General features: G+C 69.8%; 15 protein-coding genes. 7 read left to right on the forward strand and 8 right to left on the reverse strand.

All coding sequences use genetic code 11. From position 1 onward, the window contains the following. Window position 1: 1 nt before the first annotated feature. Complete coding sequence (sepH, locus tag ACI3KX_RS11900) at window positions 2–1,045, reverse strand: septation protein SepH (RefSeq protein WP_363357360.1); 1,044 nt, start codon at window positions 1,043–1,045, stop codon at window positions 2–4. A gap of 262 nt (window positions 1,046–1,307) precedes the next feature. On the opposite strand from sepH, the gene ACI3KX_RS11905 reads away from it, so the two are divergent. Continuing rightward, complete coding sequence (locus ACI3KX_RS11905; RefSeq protein WP_308867225.1) at window positions 1,308–1,601, forward strand: DUF4193 domain-containing protein; 294 nt, start codon at window positions 1,308–1,310, stop codon at window positions 1,599–1,601. Here ACI3KX_RS11905 and ACI3KX_RS11910 read toward each other — a convergent pair. Beyond that, window positions 1,576–2,079: a DUF3093 domain-containing protein gene (locus ACI3KX_RS11910; protein WP_349427506.1), complete on the reverse strand. Its 504-nt coding sequence runs from the start codon at window positions 2,077–2,079 to the stop codon at window positions 1,576–1,578. The genes ACI3KX_RS11905 and ACI3KX_RS11910 overlap by 26 nt on opposite strands. Before the next feature lie 12 nt (window positions 2,080–2,091). On the opposite strand from ACI3KX_RS11910, the gene dut reads away from it, so the two are divergent. From dut to dxs, 5 genes are all read left to right on the forward strand, one after another. Continuing rightward, window positions 2,092–2,544, forward strand: coding sequence for a dUTP diphosphatase (dut, locus tag ACI3KX_RS11915; protein WP_404909895.1), 453 nt, complete (start codon window positions 2,092–2,094; stop codon window positions 2,542–2,544). Further along, complete coding sequence (locus tag ACI3KX_RS11920; RefSeq protein ID WP_308867229.1) at window positions 2,541–3,140, forward strand: DUF3710 domain-containing protein; 600 nt, start codon at window positions 2,541–2,543, stop codon at window positions 3,138–3,140. The genes dut and ACI3KX_RS11920 overlap by 4 nt, the downstream gene beginning before the upstream one ends. Next, window positions 3,137–3,934: a DUF3159 domain-containing protein gene (locus ACI3KX_RS11925; RefSeq protein WP_404909896.1), complete on the forward strand. Its 798-nt coding sequence runs from the start codon at window positions 3,137–3,139 to the stop codon at window positions 3,932–3,934. The genes ACI3KX_RS11920 and ACI3KX_RS11925 overlap by 4 nt, the downstream gene beginning before the upstream one ends. A gap of 133 nt (window positions 3,935–4,067) precedes the next feature. Next, window positions 4,068–6,896, forward strand: coding sequence for an aconitate hydratase AcnA (gene acnA / locus ACI3KX_RS11930; protein WP_363357362.1), 2,829 nt, complete (start codon window positions 4,068–4,070; stop codon window positions 6,894–6,896). Window positions 6,897–6,994: 98 nt separating this feature from the next. Next, window positions 6,995–8,971: a 1-deoxy-D-xylulose-5-phosphate synthase gene (gene dxs / locus ACI3KX_RS11935; protein ID WP_363357363.1), complete on the forward strand. Its 1,977-nt coding sequence runs from the start codon at window positions 6,995–6,997 to the stop codon at window positions 8,969–8,971. On the opposite strand, the gene ACI3KX_RS11940 is transcribed toward dxs, so the two are convergent. From ACI3KX_RS11940 to ACI3KX_RS11960, 5 genes are all read right to left on the reverse strand, one after another. Next, window positions 8,968–9,678 carry a hypothetical protein gene (locus tag ACI3KX_RS11940; RefSeq protein ID WP_404909897.1) on the reverse strand — a complete coding sequence of 237 codons (711 nt, stop codon included), beginning with the start codon at window positions 9,676–9,678 and terminating at the stop codon, window positions 8,968–8,970. The two genes, dxs and ACI3KX_RS11940, sit on opposite strands and share 4 nt — an antisense overlap. A 241-nt stretch (window positions 9,679–9,919) precedes the next feature. Then, the gene (locus ACI3KX_RS11945; protein WP_363357364.1) at window positions 9,920–12,064 is read right to left on the reverse strand and encodes a 3-hydroxyacyl-CoA dehydrogenase NAD-binding domain-containing protein; all 2,145 of its coding nucleotides are present in this window, start codon (window positions 12,062–12,064) and stop codon (window positions 9,920–9,922) included. A gap of 7 nt (window positions 12,065–12,071) precedes the next feature. Beyond that, window positions 12,072–13,277 (reverse strand): thiolase family protein, encoded by a 1,206-nt coding sequence (locus ACI3KX_RS11950; protein ID WP_404909898.1) that lies wholly within the window; start codon window positions 13,275–13,277, stop codon window positions 12,072–12,074. Between the two features lie 72 nt (window positions 13,278–13,349). Continuing rightward, entirely contained in the window at window positions 13,350–14,549 is a 1,200-nt protein-coding gene (locus tag ACI3KX_RS11955) for a ribonuclease D (RefSeq protein ID WP_404909899.1), read from the reverse strand. Then, the gene (locus ACI3KX_RS11960) at window positions 14,542–15,132 is read right to left on the reverse strand and encodes a DUF3000 domain-containing protein (RefSeq protein ID WP_404909900.1); all 591 of its coding nucleotides are present in this window, start codon (window positions 15,130–15,132) and stop codon (window positions 14,542–14,544) included. Before ACI3KX_RS11960 ends, ACI3KX_RS11955 begins: the two co-directional genes overlap by 8 nt. Before the next feature lie 25 nt (window positions 15,133–15,157). On the opposite strand from ACI3KX_RS11960, the gene ACI3KX_RS11965 reads away from it, so the two are divergent. After that, a complete protein-coding gene (locus ACI3KX_RS11965; protein WP_404909901.1) occupies window positions 15,158–16,360 on the forward strand; it encodes an alpha/beta hydrolase family protein in 1,203 nt (400 codons plus the stop codon). A gap of 15 nt (window positions 16,361–16,375) precedes the next feature. Here the strand turns inward: ACI3KX_RS11965 and ACI3KX_RS11970 are convergent, their stop codons facing one another. Continuing rightward, the gene (locus ACI3KX_RS11970) at window positions 16,376–16,816 is read right to left on the reverse strand and encodes a SufE family protein (RefSeq protein ID WP_349427517.1); all 441 of its coding nucleotides are present in this window, start codon (window positions 16,814–16,816) and stop codon (window positions 16,376–16,378) included. Between the last annotated feature and the right edge of the window lie 81 nt (window positions 16,817–16,897).

Raw genomic sequence — 16,897 nt, forward strand, 5'->3', positions numbered from 1 at the left:
GTCAGTCGTCGGAACGGGCGCCGAAGACGATCTCATCCCACGAGGGCATCGAGGTGCGCCCCTTGCGACGGCCTGCCTCCGCCACCGCGGCGGGAGTGGGCGCCTGATAGTCGGATGCCGGCGGCTCTTCGTCGGCGGGTGCCTCGTCGTAGCCCGGTTCGAGGGCGTCGAACAGCGCGACCGGCGCCGAGGAGCGCTGCGGTGCAGCCACTTCGTCGGCGCCCGGCAGCGGCTCGCGCTGACCGCGGCGACGGCGCAGGGCCTCGAGAAGATCCGCTGTCTCGGCCGACGTGACGACGGTGGGCTCGCTGGCACGCTTGATCGCCGCCTCCTGGACGGCGGGAGCGGCCGGCGAGGGGATCTCGGGCGACTCGATGTCGGCGTCCGGGAGGCGCCGCGGACCGAACGCGCCGCTGTCGAAGCGCGAGTCGTCCTTCGCCGGTGCACTGTCCAGTGCCCGCAGGCGCGGGATCAGCCCTTCGGGCAGCGACCCCTGGCGGGAGAGCTGGATCGCGTCGGAGTTCAGCGGCGACAGCGTGCTGCGGCGGGGGTCGAAGCCCCAGCGGGCATCGTGCCCGATGTCGTTGGCCGTGAACTCCAGCTTGACCGTCCAGCCGGTGGGCGCCTTCCAGCTCGTCCACCGTTCGCCGATGGCACCGGCCTCGGCGAGCTTGGCGCGCACGGCGGAGCCGAACGTGGTCTGTCCGTCGCCCTCGAAGTCGCCGCCGAGAAGAACGGGCACCGCCAGCGCCTGTCCGACGACGTGTTCGCGCTCGGCCAGCACGGGGCCTTCGAAGCGCACCACGTCCTCGACGCGCGCGCCGAGGAGCTCGGCGACCTCGCGGGCGGACAGCCCGGAGCGGATGTGCGCCTGGATCTCCCGCGGACTCGCGCGCGGCGCTTGGACGTCGCCGTCGCGGTCGCGCCGCGCCTTGCGCAGCTCGACCCGCAGCACATCGTCGACATCGAGCGAGAATCTCTCGCCGGACTCGGTCGCCAGGATGAGCTTGTCGTCCTCGGTTCCGATGACCTTGAGCTGTTCCATGCGGACGCCCCTTACTTTTCCCTTGGGCTCACGGCTGTACTTCCCCGTCGGGCTGATGGCAGCCGATGCTGCCTGATCCGCCCCATCGTGTCACAGCGAAGTGCCCAGGCCGGGAATATACGGCGCGTGCCGCGAGTTTCACGCGAACGCACGTGGTGGACACCGCCGGACGCATTTGCGAAAAGAGGAACCGTCGTGCAAACTATCGCCGCCCGCAAGGGCGAGCGCAACCCGCGATACCCGGAAGTTGAGACGTTCACGCATGGCCACCGATTACGACGCCCCCCGCAAGACCGAGGACGACAGCGAGTCGATCGAAGCGCTCAAGGAGCGCGTTCCCGACAAGCTCTCGGGCTCGGTCGATGCGGAGGATGCCGACAACCCGTCGGGCTTCGAGCTGCCCGGTGCCGACCTCTCGGACCTCGAGCTCGACGTCGTCGTTCTCCCGCCCCAGGAGGATGAGTTCACCTGCTCGAACTGCTTCCTTGTGAAGCACCGCTCGCAGCTCGATCACGAGACGGCCGACGGCCCTATCTGCGCGGAGTGCTCCGCGTGATCTGAGCCCGCCGCACAGCGGCGGACAGTCGATCCGGCGTCCGCGAGGAAATCACCCACGCGGTCGTCGGGTCGTCGATATCGGTCACCGGGATGACGACGACTCCGTCGATCCCGCCTCGGATCAGATGCCACGACCGCGGGTCGAGGCCCGCGCCGCGCGCGTGACGCGCATCGTCGCCGACGTGCACCTCGGGGGCACCGAGGAATTCGACGCCGATGTGAGCACGCCCTGCCCGCACCTCACCGTCGCGGACCTCGACCACCGGAGCAGCCGCGATGAGCAGCGCGATCAGCAGCACCCCGACGCAGATGCCCACCACGAGCGCGATCGTGGTGTCGATCGGTGTGAGGACGAGGGCGGCCATGGGCGCCGCGACCGCGGCCGCGACGAGGATCCACAGGGAGGGTCCGAGCCGCTCCCGATAGCCGTCGGGGCGGCCGCTTCGGGCATCGGCGTGACGCATGGAGTTCTGCATTACCCTCGTTGGGTGACTGAAACGGTGGACGTCCCCATTATCGCCCCCGACGTCCCGGTGTACGCACACCCCGGAGACGCCGGCGCCGACCTCGTCGCCGCCGAGGCGGTGCGGCTCGAACCCGGCGACCGCGCGCTCGTCGGCACCGGTGTGCGCATCGCGCTGCCCGAGGGATACGTCGCCTTCGTGGTGCCCCGCAGCGGCCTCGCTGCCAAGCACGGCATCACGATCGTCAACGCCCCCGGCACGATCGACGCCGGCTACCGCGGCGAGATCAAGATCATCCTCCTCAACACCGACCGCGAGCACGCGCACGACATCGCGGTCGGCGACCGCATCGCGCAGCTCATCGTCATGCCGGTGCCTCGCGCCGTATTCATCCCCGTGGAGACCCTGCCCGACAGCGTGCGCGGCGAGGACGGCTTCGGCTCCACGGGCTACCAGAAGGACGGAGTCCTCGCATGACCGACCCCTCATCCGCCGACGGACCGCGCAAGGTCGCGCCCGAGGACCGCGCCACCACCGGCCCGTTCGACGAGTCCGAAGCCAACCCGGTGCGGCCGTACATCGACCTCGGCGGCATCAAGATCCTGCCGCGAGAAGGACTCAACCTGCGCCTCGAGGTCGAGGAGCAGACGAAGCGCATCGTCGCCGTCGGGCTGGACTACTCCGGCTCGACGCTGCAGGTTCAGCCGTTCGCCGCCCCCCGCTCGGCGGGGCTCTGGGCTGAGACGCGGGAGCAGATCCGCCAGCAGATCCGTCAGCAGGGCGGCCGCGTCGAGGAGCGCGAAGGCCCGCTCGGCCCCGAGCTGCTCGCCGAGGTGCCTGTCGTCGCCGGTCCCGACGGCACCGCCGGCAAGCGTCTCGCGCGCTTCGTCGGCGTCGACGGACCCCGCTGGTTCCTCCGCGGCGTCATCGGCGGCGCAGCGACCGCCGATGTCGAGGCCGCCGCAGCCGTCGAGGACCTGTTCCGGTCGATCGTCGTCGTCCGCGGCGGATCGCCCATGCCGCCGCGCGATCTCATCCCGCTGCGCATGCCGGCCACGCCGGGCTCGGCGTGAGCGACGGGGCGCGGCCCGACGACGCGGATTCGGACCGAACGGCGAACGGCCCCGCCGACGCGGCGAGCTCTCCCATCGACGAGACCGAGGCGCCGGCGTCCGCATCCGAGGTGCTCGGCGCAGCTCTCGGCGGCGCCGCACGGCGCGCCGGGCTCGACCCCGCGGAGAGCCGCAGCACCGGTCACGTCGTGTGGAAGGCGATGGGCGGCTGGCGCGGCATCCTGGAATCCGTTCTTCCCGGCGTCGTGTTCCTGGTGGCGTGGACCCTCACGTACGACCCGGGGACGCGGACGGGCAACCTGCCGCTGAGCCTCGGCCTGTCTGTCGGCCTGGCCGCCGTGTTCACGATCGTGAGGCTCCTCCAGCGGCAGTCCGCGAGCGCCGCCATCGGCGGTCTGATCGCGGCCGCCGCGGCAGCCGGCCTGTCGCTGTGGACGGGCAGGGGAGAGGACAGCTTCATCCCCGGCTTCCTCACGAACACGATCTACGGGACGGCATTCCTCGTGTCGGCGCTCATCGGGTGGCCGCTCATCGGACTCGCGGTCGGATTCCTCATGGGCGAGGGCACCGCGTGGCGCGCCGACCGGCGCAAGCGGCGGGTCTTCTTCTGGCTGTCGCTCGCGTGGGCCGCCCTGTTCGCGCTGCGCCTCATCGTGCAGGTCCCGCTGTACTTCGCCGGCGACGTGACGGCCCTCGGCACGCTCAAGCTGGTGATGGGCCTGCCCCTGTTCGCACCGCTGGTCGCGGTCACGTGGCTCGCCGTGCGCGCGCTCTACCCCCGCGCGCCGAAGTGATACATTTATCTTGACATCAAGATAGTTTTCCCTCGATCCGTTAGGTCGACCTCACTAGCCGCGGGCTTCGGGGCGGGGGAAGATGGGGATGCCGGACTCCGGCACGATCCCGCCGCCGACGAAGGAGACAGACGTGTCCACGGTTGACAGCTTCGGTGCGAAGAGCACCCTGACGGTCGGCAGCACCGACTACGAGATCTTCCGCATCGACACGGTCGCGGGCTACGAGAAGCTCCCGTTCAGCCTCAAGGTGCTGCTCGAGAACCTGCTGCGGACCGAGGACGGCGCGAACGTCACCAAGGAGCAGATCGAGGCTCTCGGGTCGTGGGATGCCGCGGCCGAGCCGAACACCGAGATCCAGTTCACGCCGGCTCGCGTCGTGATGCAGGACTTCACCGGTGTTCCCTGCATCGTCGACCTCGCCACCATGCGCGAGGCGGTCACGGCGCTCGGCGGCGACCCGACCAGGATCAACCCGCTGTCGCCGGCCGAGATGGTCATCGACCACTCGGTGATCGCCGATCTCTTCGGCACCGAGAACGCCCTCGAGCGCAACGTCGAGATCGAATACGAGCGCAACGGCGAGCGTTACCAGTTCCTGCGCTGGGGCCAGACCGCGTTCGACGACTTCAAGGTCGTCCCGCCGGGCACCGGCATCGTCCACCAGGTCAACATCGAGCACCTCGCGAAGGTCATCTACGACCGCACCGTCGGCGGCGTCCTGCGCGCCTATCCCGACACCTGCGTCGGCACCGATTCGCACACGACGATGGTCAACGGACTCGGCGTCCTGGGCTGGGGCGTCGGCGGCATCGAGGCCGAGGCCGCGATGCTCGGCCAGCCGGTGTCGATGCTCATCCCCAAGGTCGTCGGATTCAAGCTCTCGGGCGCGATCCCGACCGGCGTCACCGCCACCGACGTCGTGCTGACCATCACCGACATGCTGCGCAAGCACGGCGTGGTCGGCAAGTTCGTCGAGTTCTACGGCGAGGGCGTGGCGTCCGTTCCGCTCGCGAACCGCGCCACCATCGGCAACATGAGCCCGGAGTTCGGCTCGACCGCCGCGATGTTCCCGATCGACAGCGTGACCGTCGACTACCTGCGCCTCACGGGCCGTGACGAGCAGCAGCTCGCACTGGTCGAGGCGTATGCGAAGGAGCAGTCCCTCTGGCACGACCCCTCGCGCGAGCCGGTCTTCAGCGAGTACATGGAGCTCGACCTGTCCACGGTCGTCCCGTCCATCGCCGGTCCCAAGCGCCCGCAGGACCGCATCGTCCTCTCGCAGGCGAAGCAGCAGTTCGAGAGCGACCTCACCAACTACGCCGAGGTCGACCACGATCTGGTCGATCTCGAGGGCTCGGAGTCGTTCCCGGCGTCCGACCCGCCCGGAAACTCGCCCGAGGACGAGTACAGCCACCACGAGCACCACCACCACAGCCACGCGCCGGCGACGGCGTCGAAGCCGACCCCGGTGACGCTCGAGGGCGGCGAGAAGTTCGTCCTCGACCACGGCGCCGTGACGATCGCCGCGATCACGTCCTGCACGAACACGTCGAACCCGTCGGTCATGCTGGCGGCGGGTCTGCTCGCGCGCAACGCCGTGAAGAAGGGCCTCAAGGCCAAGCCGTGGGTCAAGACCACCCTCGCGCCCGGCTCGAAGGTCGTCACCGACTACTACGAGAAGGCCGGCCTCACCAAGGACCTCGAAGAGCTCGGCTTCTTCACGGTGGGCTACGGCTGCACCACGTGCATCGGCAACTCGGGCCCGCTCATCGAGGAGGTCTCGGCGGCGATCAACGAGAACGACCTCGCCGTGACGGCCGTCCTCTCGGGCAACCGCAACTTCGAGGGCCGCATCAACCCCGACGTGAAGATGAACTACCTTGCGAGCCCGCCGCTCGTGATCGCGTACTCCCTCGCTGGTTCGATGAACTTCGACTTCGAGGTCGACGCGCTCGGCACCGACCAGGACGGCAACGACGTGTTCCTGCGGGACATCTGGCCCGACTCGGCCGAGGTGCAGGCGACGATCGACTCGTCGATCAACAAGGACATGTTCACCCATCAGTACGCGAGCGTCTTCGAGGGCGACGAGCGGTGGCGGACCCTCCCGACCCCGACGGGTGACGTGTTCGAGTGGGATGACGCATCCACCTACGTGCGCAAGCCCCCGTACTTCGACGGCATGACGATGGAGCTGACGCCGGTCACCGACATCTCGGGTGCGCGCGTGATGGCCACCCTGCTGGACTCGGTCACCACCGACCACATCAGCCCGGCCGGAAACATCAAGGCCGACAGCCCGGCGGGCAAGTATCTCGCCGAGCACGGCGTCGACCGCAAGGACTTCAACTCCTACGGCTCGCGCCGTGGCAACCACGAGGTGATGATCCGCGGGACGTTCGCGAACATCCGCCTGAAGAACCAGCTGGTGCGCGCGGTCAACGACGGCGCCGAGGTCGAAGGCGGCTTCACCCGCGACTTCACGCAGCAGGGCGGCCCGCAGTCGTTCATCTATGACGCCAGCCAGAACTACCAGGCCGCGGGCACGCCGCTCGTCATCTTCGGCGGCAAGGAGTACGGCTCCGGCTCGTCCCGCGACTGGGCGGCCAAGGGCACGAGCCTGCTGGGCGTCAAGGCGGTCATCACCGAGAGCTTCGAGCGCATCCATCGCTCGAACCTCATCGGCATGGGCGTGGTTCCGCTGCAGTTCCCCGCCGGCGAGAGCTGGGCGTCGCTCGGACTCGACGGCACCGAGATCGTCTCGATCTCGGGTCTCGAGCAGCTCAACGAGGGCGTCACGCCGAAGACCGTGCGCGTCACCGCCGAACCGAGCGAGTTCTCCGCACCCGGCAAGGCCACTGTCGAGTTCGACGCGGTCGTCCGCATCGACACGCCCGGTGAGGCCGACTACTACCGCAACGGCGGCATCCTGCAGTACGTGCTGCGTTCGCTGGTCTGACAGGTGATTCACGGGGGACCGGATGCCGCGGCATCCGGTCCCCCCTTCATGCCCCGGGTAGACTTGCAGAGCCCTTCCCGGGCCCGAAAGGAGCGGGGATGTCGCTGCTGTCGTCCATCACCGGACCCCGCGACCTCGACGGACTGACCACCGATCAGCTCGAGCAGCTCGCGAGCGAGATCCGCGGCTTCCTCGTCGAGAACGTCGCACGCACGGGAGGCCACCTCGGCCCCAACCTCGGCGTCGTCGAGCTGACGATCGCGCTGCATCGTGTCTTCGATTCACCGAACGACCCGATGATCTTCGACACCGGCCACCAGTCCTACGTGCACAAGCTGCTCACGGGCAGGCAGGACTTCACGAACCTGCGCGCGCGCGACGGCCTCGCCGGGTACCCGCAGCGCTCGGAGAGCGCGCACGACGTCGTCGAGTCGTCGCACGCGTCGAGCTCGCTGAGCTGGGCGGACGGCGTCTCGCGCGCCCTGACCCGCACCGGGCGCAAGGACCGGCACGTCGTGGCCGTCGTGGGCGACGGGGCCCTGACGGGCGGCATGACGTGGGAGGCGCTCAACAACATCTCCGACGACAACGACCGCAATCTCGTGATCGTCGTCAACGACAACGGCCGCTCCTACGCCCCGACGATCGGCGGGATGGCCCGCTACCTCAACCGCGTCCGCACGGCAGAGTCCTACCGCACGCTGCACCGCGGCTCCGACGACCTGTTCCGCAAGCTGGGTCCCGCCGCGCGCGCCGTCTACCGCGGCGTTCGCGGGGGCACCCACGGCTTCCTCTCCCGGTTCACGAACAACGCGGCCCTCTACTCGAACCTCGACATCAAGTACCTCGGCCCTGTCGACGGTCACGACCTGCCGACGCTGATCGAGACCCTCGAGCTCGCGAAGTCGTACGGCGCTCCCGTCATCGTCCACGCCATCACGGAGAAGGGCCGCGGCTACGCTCCGGCTCTGGAGGACGAGGCCGACCAGTTCCATGCGGTCGGGAAGATCGACCCGATCACCGGCGAATCGCTCGGCGCGACCAGCGGTCTGGCCTGGACCGACGTGTTCGCCGACGAGCTCGTCGCGGTGGGCGATGCGCGCGACGACGTGATCGCGATGACGGCGGCGATGCTGCGACCGACCGGGCTCCTGCCGTTCGCCCAGCGATTCCCCGACCGCGTGTACGACGTCGGGATCGCCGAGCAGCACGCGGTCGCCTCCGCCGCCGGTCTCGCCTTCGGCGGCCTGCATCCGGTCGTCGCGATCTACGCGACGTTCATGAACCGCGCGTTCGACCAGGTGCTGATGGATGTCGCCCTCCACCGCGCCGGCGTGACCTTCGTGCTCGACCGCGCCGGGGTGACCGGCCCCGACGGACCGAGCCACCACGGCATCTGGGATCTGGCCATGCTGCAGATCGTGCCGAACATCCGCATCGCCGTGCCCAGAGACGGCACGCGCCTGCGTGAGGAGCTGCAGGAGGCGGTCGCCATCGACGACGGCCCCACGGTGATCCGCTTCCCGAAGGGCGGCGTCAGCCCGGAGCTCCCCGCGCTCGAGCGCCTGGATGACGGCGTCGACGTGCTGGTGCGCTCCGACGCGCACGATGTGCTGCTGGTCGGCATCGGCCCCATGGCGCACATCGCCGTCGACGTGGCCGGGCGCCTGCGCGCACAGGGCATCGGCGCCACCGTCGTCGACCCCCGCTGGGTCGTGCCGGTGCAGGCGTCTGTCGTCGAGCTCGCGGCATCCCATCGCCTGGTCATCACGATCGAGGACGGCATCCGGGTCGGCGGCATCGGCACACGCGTGCGCCAGGTGCTGCGCGAGGCGGGCGTCGACACCGCGGTGGACGAGCTGGGTGTGCCCGACCAGTTCATCGACCACGCGAGCCGAGAGCAGATCCTCGAGGATGCCGGGCTCACAGCGGCCAAGATCGCGCAGGATGTCGTGGCGCAGGTGCTCGGCACGCGCATCCCGGTCGCGCGCGGTGCCCAGAGCGGCGACCCGACGCCGACGGGTGAGATCCCGACGCTGTCGGATCTTGCGCGCAGCCGCGACGACCGACGCTAGACGGACGAGAGCCGCGTCGCGAGGACGGAGGCCGCGGCATCCCACTCCGCGCTCTGCGGGTCCGCCGGACGCGGAGTGATCGCCTGCGACAGCAGGTAGCCGTCGGTGAGGGCGTCGCCCGTGACGATCACGCGCAGCAGCTCGATGCCGCAGTCCGTGCGCACGAGGTCGGAGCACGCGCTGACGACGCGCGGAGACAGGAGGTCGTTGGGCGGGAGCACCGCGCCGTCCAGCTGGTGCACGAGGTCGCGCAGCGCCGCACCCACGATGTTGCCTGCACGCTCCCGCACATTGACGACGTCGAGCTCGAGCACGCGCAGATCGTGCCCCGACACGATCGGGCGCCAGTCGAACGAGGCATGCACCAGATGCTGATGTCCGCTGGCGGCGGTGAGGCTGCGGGCGGGCAGATCCGTCGATCGCGCGCGCACATCGACCAGCCGATACCAGTAGAAGATCGGGAACGCGCCGTGGGTGCCGGGCCGCAGCACCACCACCTCGCCGCGACCGTCGTCCGCACCCCGGACACGACGGATGATCGGCTTCCCGTTGCGGGTCCGGATCGCGGTCGAACCCTCGTCGACCGTCACCAGGAACAGCTTCATGAGGGCGGGGACGACCACGAGCAGCGTCAACGCCGCGCCACTGGTCTTGACCAGCACCCCCAGCGCACTGCCGCTGAACAGCCCCGAGATCACATCCAGCATCCGGACACCTCCCGTTCGCACCATCCGACAGGGACAGGATGCCCTGCGCAGAAGCGCCGGTGCGCCGTGGAGGCCCTCGCGCGCCGAGTGTTCACGCTTCGGACGCATCGCGTTCGGTGAGGGGAGCATCGCCGTTCGCGGCGCGGGCGCGAGGAACAGCATGCGGCCGACTCCTCCCGCACGTGCGGAAGGGCGCATCCTCGGCAGAGAGGATGCGCCCTTCCGTGAGCGGTCGGCGGTGTCAGCCGGCGATCCCCTTGATCACCGGGTGGTGGAAGGTGTCGCCGAAGGCGCGCTCGGATGCTCCCTCGCGATCGAGGTAGGGCGACGCGCCGCCGTCGATGAACGGCCAGCCCGCACCGAGGATGAGGCAGAGATCGATGTCCTCAACCTCGGGGACAACGCCCTCGTCGAGCATGATCTTGATCTCCTGCGCGAGGCCGTCCTGCACCCGGGCGAGGATCGTCTCGGCCGACGCGGGAGACGATCCCACGGCGGGCTTGAGCAGCTTCTCGGCCGCCTTGGTCCAGCCGGTGACGCGGCCGCCGCGGTCCTTCTCCACGACCTCCGGCAGTTCCGCCAGCGCGTGGAAGTTCTCGTTCGCGTAGAAGCGGTCGGGGAACGCGTGCACCATCGTGTCCTGGACGTGCGCGGCCACCTTCCAGCCGACGAGGTCGATGAGCTGGAACGGGCCCATCGGCAGACCGAGGGGCGCGAACGCCTTCTCGACGTCCGCCACCGGTGTGCCCTCGTAGACGGCGCGCGCCGCCTCGCCCATGACCTTCGCCAGCAGCCGGTTCACCACGAAGCCCGGCGCGTCCGCGGTGAGCACCGCGTTCTTGCCGAGGTTGCGTGCGACCACGAACGCGGTCGACAGGGCGGCATCCGACGTCTGCGGCGTCTTCACGATCTCGATCAGCGGCATGACCGCGACCGGGTTGAAGAAGTGGAAGCCGACCAGGCGCTCCGGGTGGGCGAGCGTGGCACCGATCTCCTCGACCGACAGCGACGAGGTGTTGGTCGCGAGGATCGCGTCCTCGGCGACGATCTGCTCGATCTCGCCGAACACCTGCTGCTTGACGCCGACCTCTTCGAAGACGGCCTCGATGACGAAGTCGCAGTCCGCGTACAGGCTCTTGTCGGTCGTTCCCGTCACGAGCGCGCGCAGCCGGTTGGCGGAGTCGCCGTCGAGGCGGCCCTTCGCCTCGAGCTTGCCGATTTCGTCGTGGATGTACGCCACGCCCTTGTCGACGCGCGCCTGGTCCAGATCCGTGATGAGCACCGGCACCTGGAGCTTGCGCACGAACAGCAGGGCGAACTGGCTCGCCATCAGGCCGGCGCCGATGATGCCGACCTTGCCGACCTTCTTCGCCAGCGCCTTGTCGGGAGCGCCGACCGGGCGCTTGGCGCGCTTCTGCACCAGATCGAAGGCGTACATCGATGCCGCGAACTGGTCGCCCGTGACGAGCTCGGCCAGCGCCTCGTCCTCACGCGCGAAGCCCTCGGCCTTCGTGCCGCTCTTCGCCTTGTCGAGGAGCTCCAGCGCCGCGTACGGCGAGAGCGGCACCGTGCCGATCTTCGACTCGAGCATGCCCCGGGCCATCTTGACGGCGATCGGCCACTTGGTCAGGCGCTCGATCTTGCCCGGCTCGTTCTTGCGCTCCACCTTCGTCTTGCCGGTCAGCACACCGTCCGCCCAGGCCAGCGAGTCCTCGAGGTAGTTCGCCGCCGGGAAGATCGCGTCGACGATGCCGTACTCGAACGCCTGCTGAGGCTTCAGCATCCGGTTCTGCTTGAGCGGGTTGGAGATCACGACCTCGAGAGCGTTCTCGATGCCGATGAGGTTCGGCAGCAGATACGCACCGCCCCAGCCCGGGATGATGCCGAGGAAGACCTCGGGCAGTGCGATCGCGGCGGCAGAGGCATCCACCGTCCGGTACGTCGAGTTGAGCGCGATCTCGAGTCCGCCGCCGAGCGCGAGGCCGTTCACGAAGGCGAACGTCGGGACGCCCAGCTCGGACAGCTTGCCGAACACCTTGTGGCCGAGCTGCGCGACCAGGCGCGCGTCGTCCTTCGAGCCCACCTTCGAGATGTCGGACAGGTCGGCCCCGGCGGCGAGGATGTACTGCTTGCCGGTGATGCCGACCGCCTGGATCTCGCCGGCGGACGCGCGCGCCTTGAGGGCGTCGAGCGTCTCGCCGAGCTGGAACATCGTGGCGGGGCCCAGCGTGTTGGGCCGGGTGTGGTCCCGCCCGTTGTCGAGCGTGATGAGCGCCAGGACCTTGCCGGAGGCGAGACGGATGTCGCGCACCCGCGAGTGCGTGATCACCTCGCCCTCGGTGACGGCCAGGATCGGGGAGAAGTCGATGTCGTCGTAGTTCGTCATGCCGCGCTTACTTCCGCTTCTTTCCGTCGTAGAACGGGTTCTCCCAGATGACCGAGCCGCCCTGGCCGAGACCGACGCACATCGCCGTCAGGCCGTAGCGCACGTCCGGTCGCTCGGCGAACTGCGCCGCGAGCTGGATCATCAGGCGGACCCCCGACGCCGCCAGCGGGTGGCCGAGCGCGATCGCGCCGCCCCACTGGTTGACGCGGGGATCGTCGTCGGCGATGCCGAAGTGGTCGAGCAGCGAGATCACCTGGATCGCGAACGCCTCGTTCAGCTCGAACAGGCCGATGTCGTCGATCTTCAGGCCGGCCTTCTTCAGCGCCTTCTCGGTCGAGGGGATCGGCCCGATGCCCATGATCTCGGGCTGCACGCCGGCGAAGGCGAACGAGACGAGCCTCATCTTCGGACGCAGGCCGAGATCCTTGACCGCGGCGCCACCGGCGAGGAGCGACATCGTCGCGCCGTCGGTGAGCGGCGACGACGTGCCCGCGGTCACACGGCCGTGCGGCCGGAACGGGGTCTTGAGGCCTGCGAGGTCCTCCATCGTCGTCTGCGGGCGGCGGCCCTCGTCCTCGGTCGCCAGGCCCCACGAGCCCTCGGCGTCCTTGATCGCGACCGACACGAGGTCCCGCTGGAACTTGCCGGCATCGTATGCAGCCTGAGCCTTGTGCTGGCTCAGCATCCCGTAGCGGTCGGAGCGCTCCTTGGTGAGGTGCGGGAAGCGGTCGAAGATCCGCTCCGCGGTCACGCCCATGTTCAGCGCACCCGGGTCGACCATCTTCTCCGCGACGAACCGCGGGTTGGGGTCGGCGTTGCCGCCGATCGGGTGGTGGCCCATGTGCTCCACGCCGCCTGCGAGGGCCACGTCGTACATGCCCACGCCGATGGAGCCGGCCATCGTGGTGACGCTCGTCATGGCGCCCGCGCACATGCGGTCGATCGCGAAGCCCGGGACGGTCTGCGGGAGCCCGGCGAGGATCGCGACGCTGCGGCCGAGGGTCAGTCCCTGGTCGCCCGTCTGGGAGGTCGCGGCGATGGCGACGTCATCGATGCGGTCCTTCGGAACGCCCGGGTTGCGTTCCATGAGTCCGATCGTCGCCTTGACGGCGAGGTCGTCCGCTCGGGTGTTCCAGTACATGCCTTTCTCGCCGGCGCGCCCGAAGGGGGTGCGCATTCCATCGACGAAGAAGACGTCCGAAATCTCGGCCACTCTGCCTCCAAAAATAGGGATGCCGCCAGCCTAGGAGGGCCCACGGAGCGCCCGGAATCGGGTGGCGGAAACCTACGAAGCCGGTTCCGACGCCCCCGACGCGGCTTGCACGGAATCCACAAAGGCATCGGCGATCACCTGTGCAGTCTGCGCAATCTGCCAGGGACGCGCACCCAGCACAGCGAGCGCGTCTCCGACGGTCTCCGCCGTCAGCGGCTGCGGGGGAGTCCATGCGACCCGCCGCAGCAGCTCGGGCGTCAGCAGGTTCTCGGTCGGCATGTGAAGCTCTTCGGCGCGCTTCTCGACGACCGGACGCGCCGCCTTGAGGCGGGCGTCGGCCTCGGGGTTCCGGTCGACCCACGCGCGGGGCGGCGGAAGGGTGTCTCCGCCGGTGGCACGCTCGAGCGGCAGCTGGGGGACGGCGCGCCCCGCCTCGATCGCCGCCCACCACCGGTCGAGCTGGGAGCGACTCGCCCGTCCGGTGAACTCCTTGAGCGCCGCGAGGGCGCTCTTGGATGGGGGATCGGCGATCACTGCGGCGACGATGGCCCGGTCGGGGACGAGTCGTCCTGGGGCGACGTCCTCGTCGCGTGCGTACTCCTCGCGGGCGATCCACAGCTCGCGTGCCACCGCCAGTGCCTTCCGGCCACGCACCGTGTGAAGGCCCGACAGCCGGCGCCAGGGCTCTTCGCGCTGAGGTTTGGGTTCGCGCTCCAGCACCGCTCGGAACTCCTCGGCCGCGAACTCCGTCTTGCCCTGCTCCACGAGCTCGTCGGCGAGCTTGTCGCGCACATCGACGAGGTGCTCGACGTCCAATGCCGCGTACTCCAGCCAGGACTGCGGCAGTGGCCGCGTCGACCAGTCGGAGGCCGAGTGCGCCTTCGCGAGGGAGATGCCGAGCGTGTCCTCGACGACGGCGCCGAGGCCCACGCGCTCATGGCCGAGCAGGCGTGCGGCCAGCTCGGTGTCGAAGATGCTCGCCGGTTCCAGACCGATCTCGCGCAGCGACGGCAGGTCCTGGCTCGCGGCGTGCAGCACCCATTCCAGGTCGCCGATCGCGGCCTGCAGCGCCCGGAAGTCGCCGATCGGCGGCGGGTCGAAGAGGAAGACGCCCGCGCCTCGGCGGAACACCTGCACCAGGTACGCCCGCTGCGAGTAGCGGAAGCCCGATGCGCGCTCGACGTCGACGGCGACCGGCCCTTCGCCTGCGGCGAGACGCCGCACCGCCTCCTCGACGCGCGCGAGCTCGTCGATCACGTCGTATTCAGCCACGCGGCGACCTGTGCGAACCGAGCATCGCGATCCCTTCCGAGCCGGGGGGAAGACCGGCCAGCATGCAAACCAACTCCGCCCATGCTTCCACGTGCGCGGCGATCGCGCCTTCCGGCGACCACGACGCACGCAATTCGATCTGCGCCCCGTCGCCTTCCGCCGCAAGGGCGCCGAAGCCCTTCGAGAGAGTCTTGGTGGCGGTGCCGGATGCCGAGTGGAAGCCCGCGCCACGCGACTGAAGCGCGTCGGTGAGCCAGGTCCATGCGACATCGGCGAGGAGCGGATCGATGCCGATCTCGGGCTCCAGAGGTGCCTGCGCGAAGCAGACGATCCGCCACGGACCGTTCCAGGGTGCGGGTTCGTCGGGATCGTGCAGCAGCACGAGACGACCGGTGCCGTACGGGGAGTCCGTGTCATCGGGTGAGGAGCGCACGTCGCCCGCGATAGCGATCGCGTCGGGCGCGAGTCCCTGCGGCGCAGCGATCTCCCGCACCGTGAGGTCGTCGCGGAAACGGATGTCACGCACCGCCTGCGCGGCCCGCTCGAAGGCGCTCGATGCCGCGGGGGGACGCTGCTCAGCCACGCGGACAGACTAGAATCGTTCCTCGATGGTCGCCTCCAGGCGCGCCGCAGTGCGCGCCGCATCTCCTGCCCTCGTCGCCGGCGTGAAAGCCGCGCTCACCGTGCTGAGCGTGGCACTGGCCGGTGCGCTCGGCGCCCTTGCTGCCGGCTCGGTGCTGATGGCACGCAAGGTGGTGACCCCTGCACGGCGGCTGGCCGACACGCGCATCCTCGCGCTCGACACGGCCGCGCAGACCATCACGCTGTCTCGGACGGCCGACACCGAGCTGCCGGGACGCTACGGCCTGTTCACGACGGGGTCGTCCGACTACATCAAGCTCGGCTCGGTGCTCTCGGAGGATGGCACGAGCGTCAAGCGCAAGCTCCTGACGCACATCCCTGCGGACGCGCGTCTCGAGCCCGAAGCTGCTTTCAGCGGGTGGTACTACGACCGTCCCGAGCAGCTGCAGCTGCCCTTCACCATCGAGCTGATCGGCTCCACGGTGGGGCCGTGCCCGGCGTGGCTGTTCCCCGCGGGGGACGGCGACACCTGGGTGATCCAGGTGCATGGCCGGGGCACGACCCGCGCGGAGTGCCTGCGCGCGGTGCCGGTGTTCCACGCTCTCGGCATCACCTCTCTCGTCGTCTCCTACCGCAACGACGGCGAGGCGCCTCGCAGCCGCAACGGCACCTACACGCTCGGTGCGACCGAATGGCGCGACGTCGACGCGGCGATCGGCTTCGCCCGCCGTCGTGGCGCACGCCGCATCATCGTCATGGGCTGGTCGATGGGCGGAGCCATCGCACTGCAGCTCGCGCTCAACTCCCCGCTCGGCGACGCGATCGCGGGCCTGATCCTCGAGTCGCCGGTCGTCGACTGGCGCACGGTGCTGAACTACCAGGCGCGCGCGGAGCGCGTGCCCGGGGCCGTCAGCCGGCTCGCGATGGAGGCTCTGCAGACCGAGTGGGCGTCCCCGCTGACTCGGGCGGGTGCGGCGATCCGCCTCGACCAGCTCGACGTCGTCGCCCGGGCAGGCGAGCTGCGGCATCCGATCCTGATCCTGCACAGCGACGACGACGGCTTCGTGCCGTCGGACGCGTCGCACGCTCTCGTCGCGGCCCGACCCGACCTGGTCGAGATGCAGATCTTCGAGGTGGCGCGGCACACCAAGCTCTGGAACTACGACCAGGAGCGGTGGAGCAGCAGCATCGGCACGTGGCTGACCGCGCAGGGGATCATCGCGGACTGAGCGGACCGCGGCAGCTCAGGCGGCCGAGGCGGCGCGGACCTGTCGCTGCGCCCGCAGCAGCATGCCCGTCATCCCGGAGATGCGCAGGGGCGACACGACGCGGGTGAGCCCCAGCGTCTGCGGGTAGTCGCCGGGCACAGCCAGCACCTCTGCGGCCGTGAGCCCGGTGAGTCCCTGTGCCAGGATGCTCGCGAAGCCGCGGGTCGTCGGCGCCTCGGGCGGCGCGGTGGCGTGCATCGCGACGACGCCGTCGGCATCCACGTCGACGATGATGAAGACCGGCGACTGGCACTCGACCACACGCTCGTACCGCTCTGGATGATCCTCGTACTGCGCCGGCACCGCCGGCAGCTCGTACGAGTACTCCAGCAGCAGCTGCAGCCGGTCGGGTTCGGGCAGCTCCAGGAACTCGTCGCGGATCTCGGCGAGACGGTCGGGCAGGACGGCTTCGGTCATCTCTGCCATCTTCCCATGCGGTGGGGCCGTGCGCCCCTGAGCTGCGCGGATGCGAGGCGGCGCCCCAGCTGCAGACGGCGG

Origin of the sequence: Microbacterium sp. ZW CA_36, from assembly GCF_044987475.1 — a bacterium.
Taxonomy (GTDB): Bacteria; Actinomycetota; Actinomycetes; order Actinomycetales; family Microbacteriaceae; genus Microbacterium.

Bases quoted from the DNA above. Each gene is read 5' to 3' on its own strand.
- ACI3KX_RS11965 (WP_404909901.1), top strand. From the start codon at position 15,158: ATGGTCGCCTCCAGGCGCGCCGCAGTGCGCGCCGCATCTCCTGCCCTC.
- ACI3KX_RS11970 (WP_349427517.1), bottom strand. From the start codon at position 16,816: ATGACCGAAGCCGTCCTGCCCGACCGTCTCGCCGAGATCCGCGACGAG.
- ACI3KX_RS11910 (WP_349427506.1), bottom strand. From the start codon at position 2,079: ATGCAGAACTCCATGCGTCACGCCGATGCCCGAAGCGGCCGCCCCGAC.
- ACI3KX_RS11940 (WP_404909897.1), bottom strand. From the start codon at position 9,678: ATGCTGGATGTGATCTCGGGGCTGTTCAGCGGCAGTGCGCTGGGGGTG.
- sepH (WP_363357360.1), bottom strand. From the start codon at position 1,045: ATGGAACAGCTCAAGGTCATCGGAACCGAGGACGACAAGCTCATCCTG.
- dxs (WP_363357363.1), top strand. From the start codon at position 6,995: ATGTCGCTGCTGTCGTCCATCACCGGACCCCGCGACCTCGACGGACTG.
- ACI3KX_RS11905 (WP_308867225.1), top strand. From the start codon at position 1,308: ATGGCCACCGATTACGACGCCCCCCGCAAGACCGAGGACGACAGCGAG.
- ACI3KX_RS11920 (WP_308867229.1), top strand. From the start codon at position 2,541: ATGACCGACCCCTCATCCGCCGACGGACCGCGCAAGGTCGCGCCCGAG.
- ACI3KX_RS11945 (WP_363357364.1), bottom strand. From the start codon at position 12,064: ATGACGAACTACGACGACATCGACTTCTCCCCGATCCTGGCCGTCACC.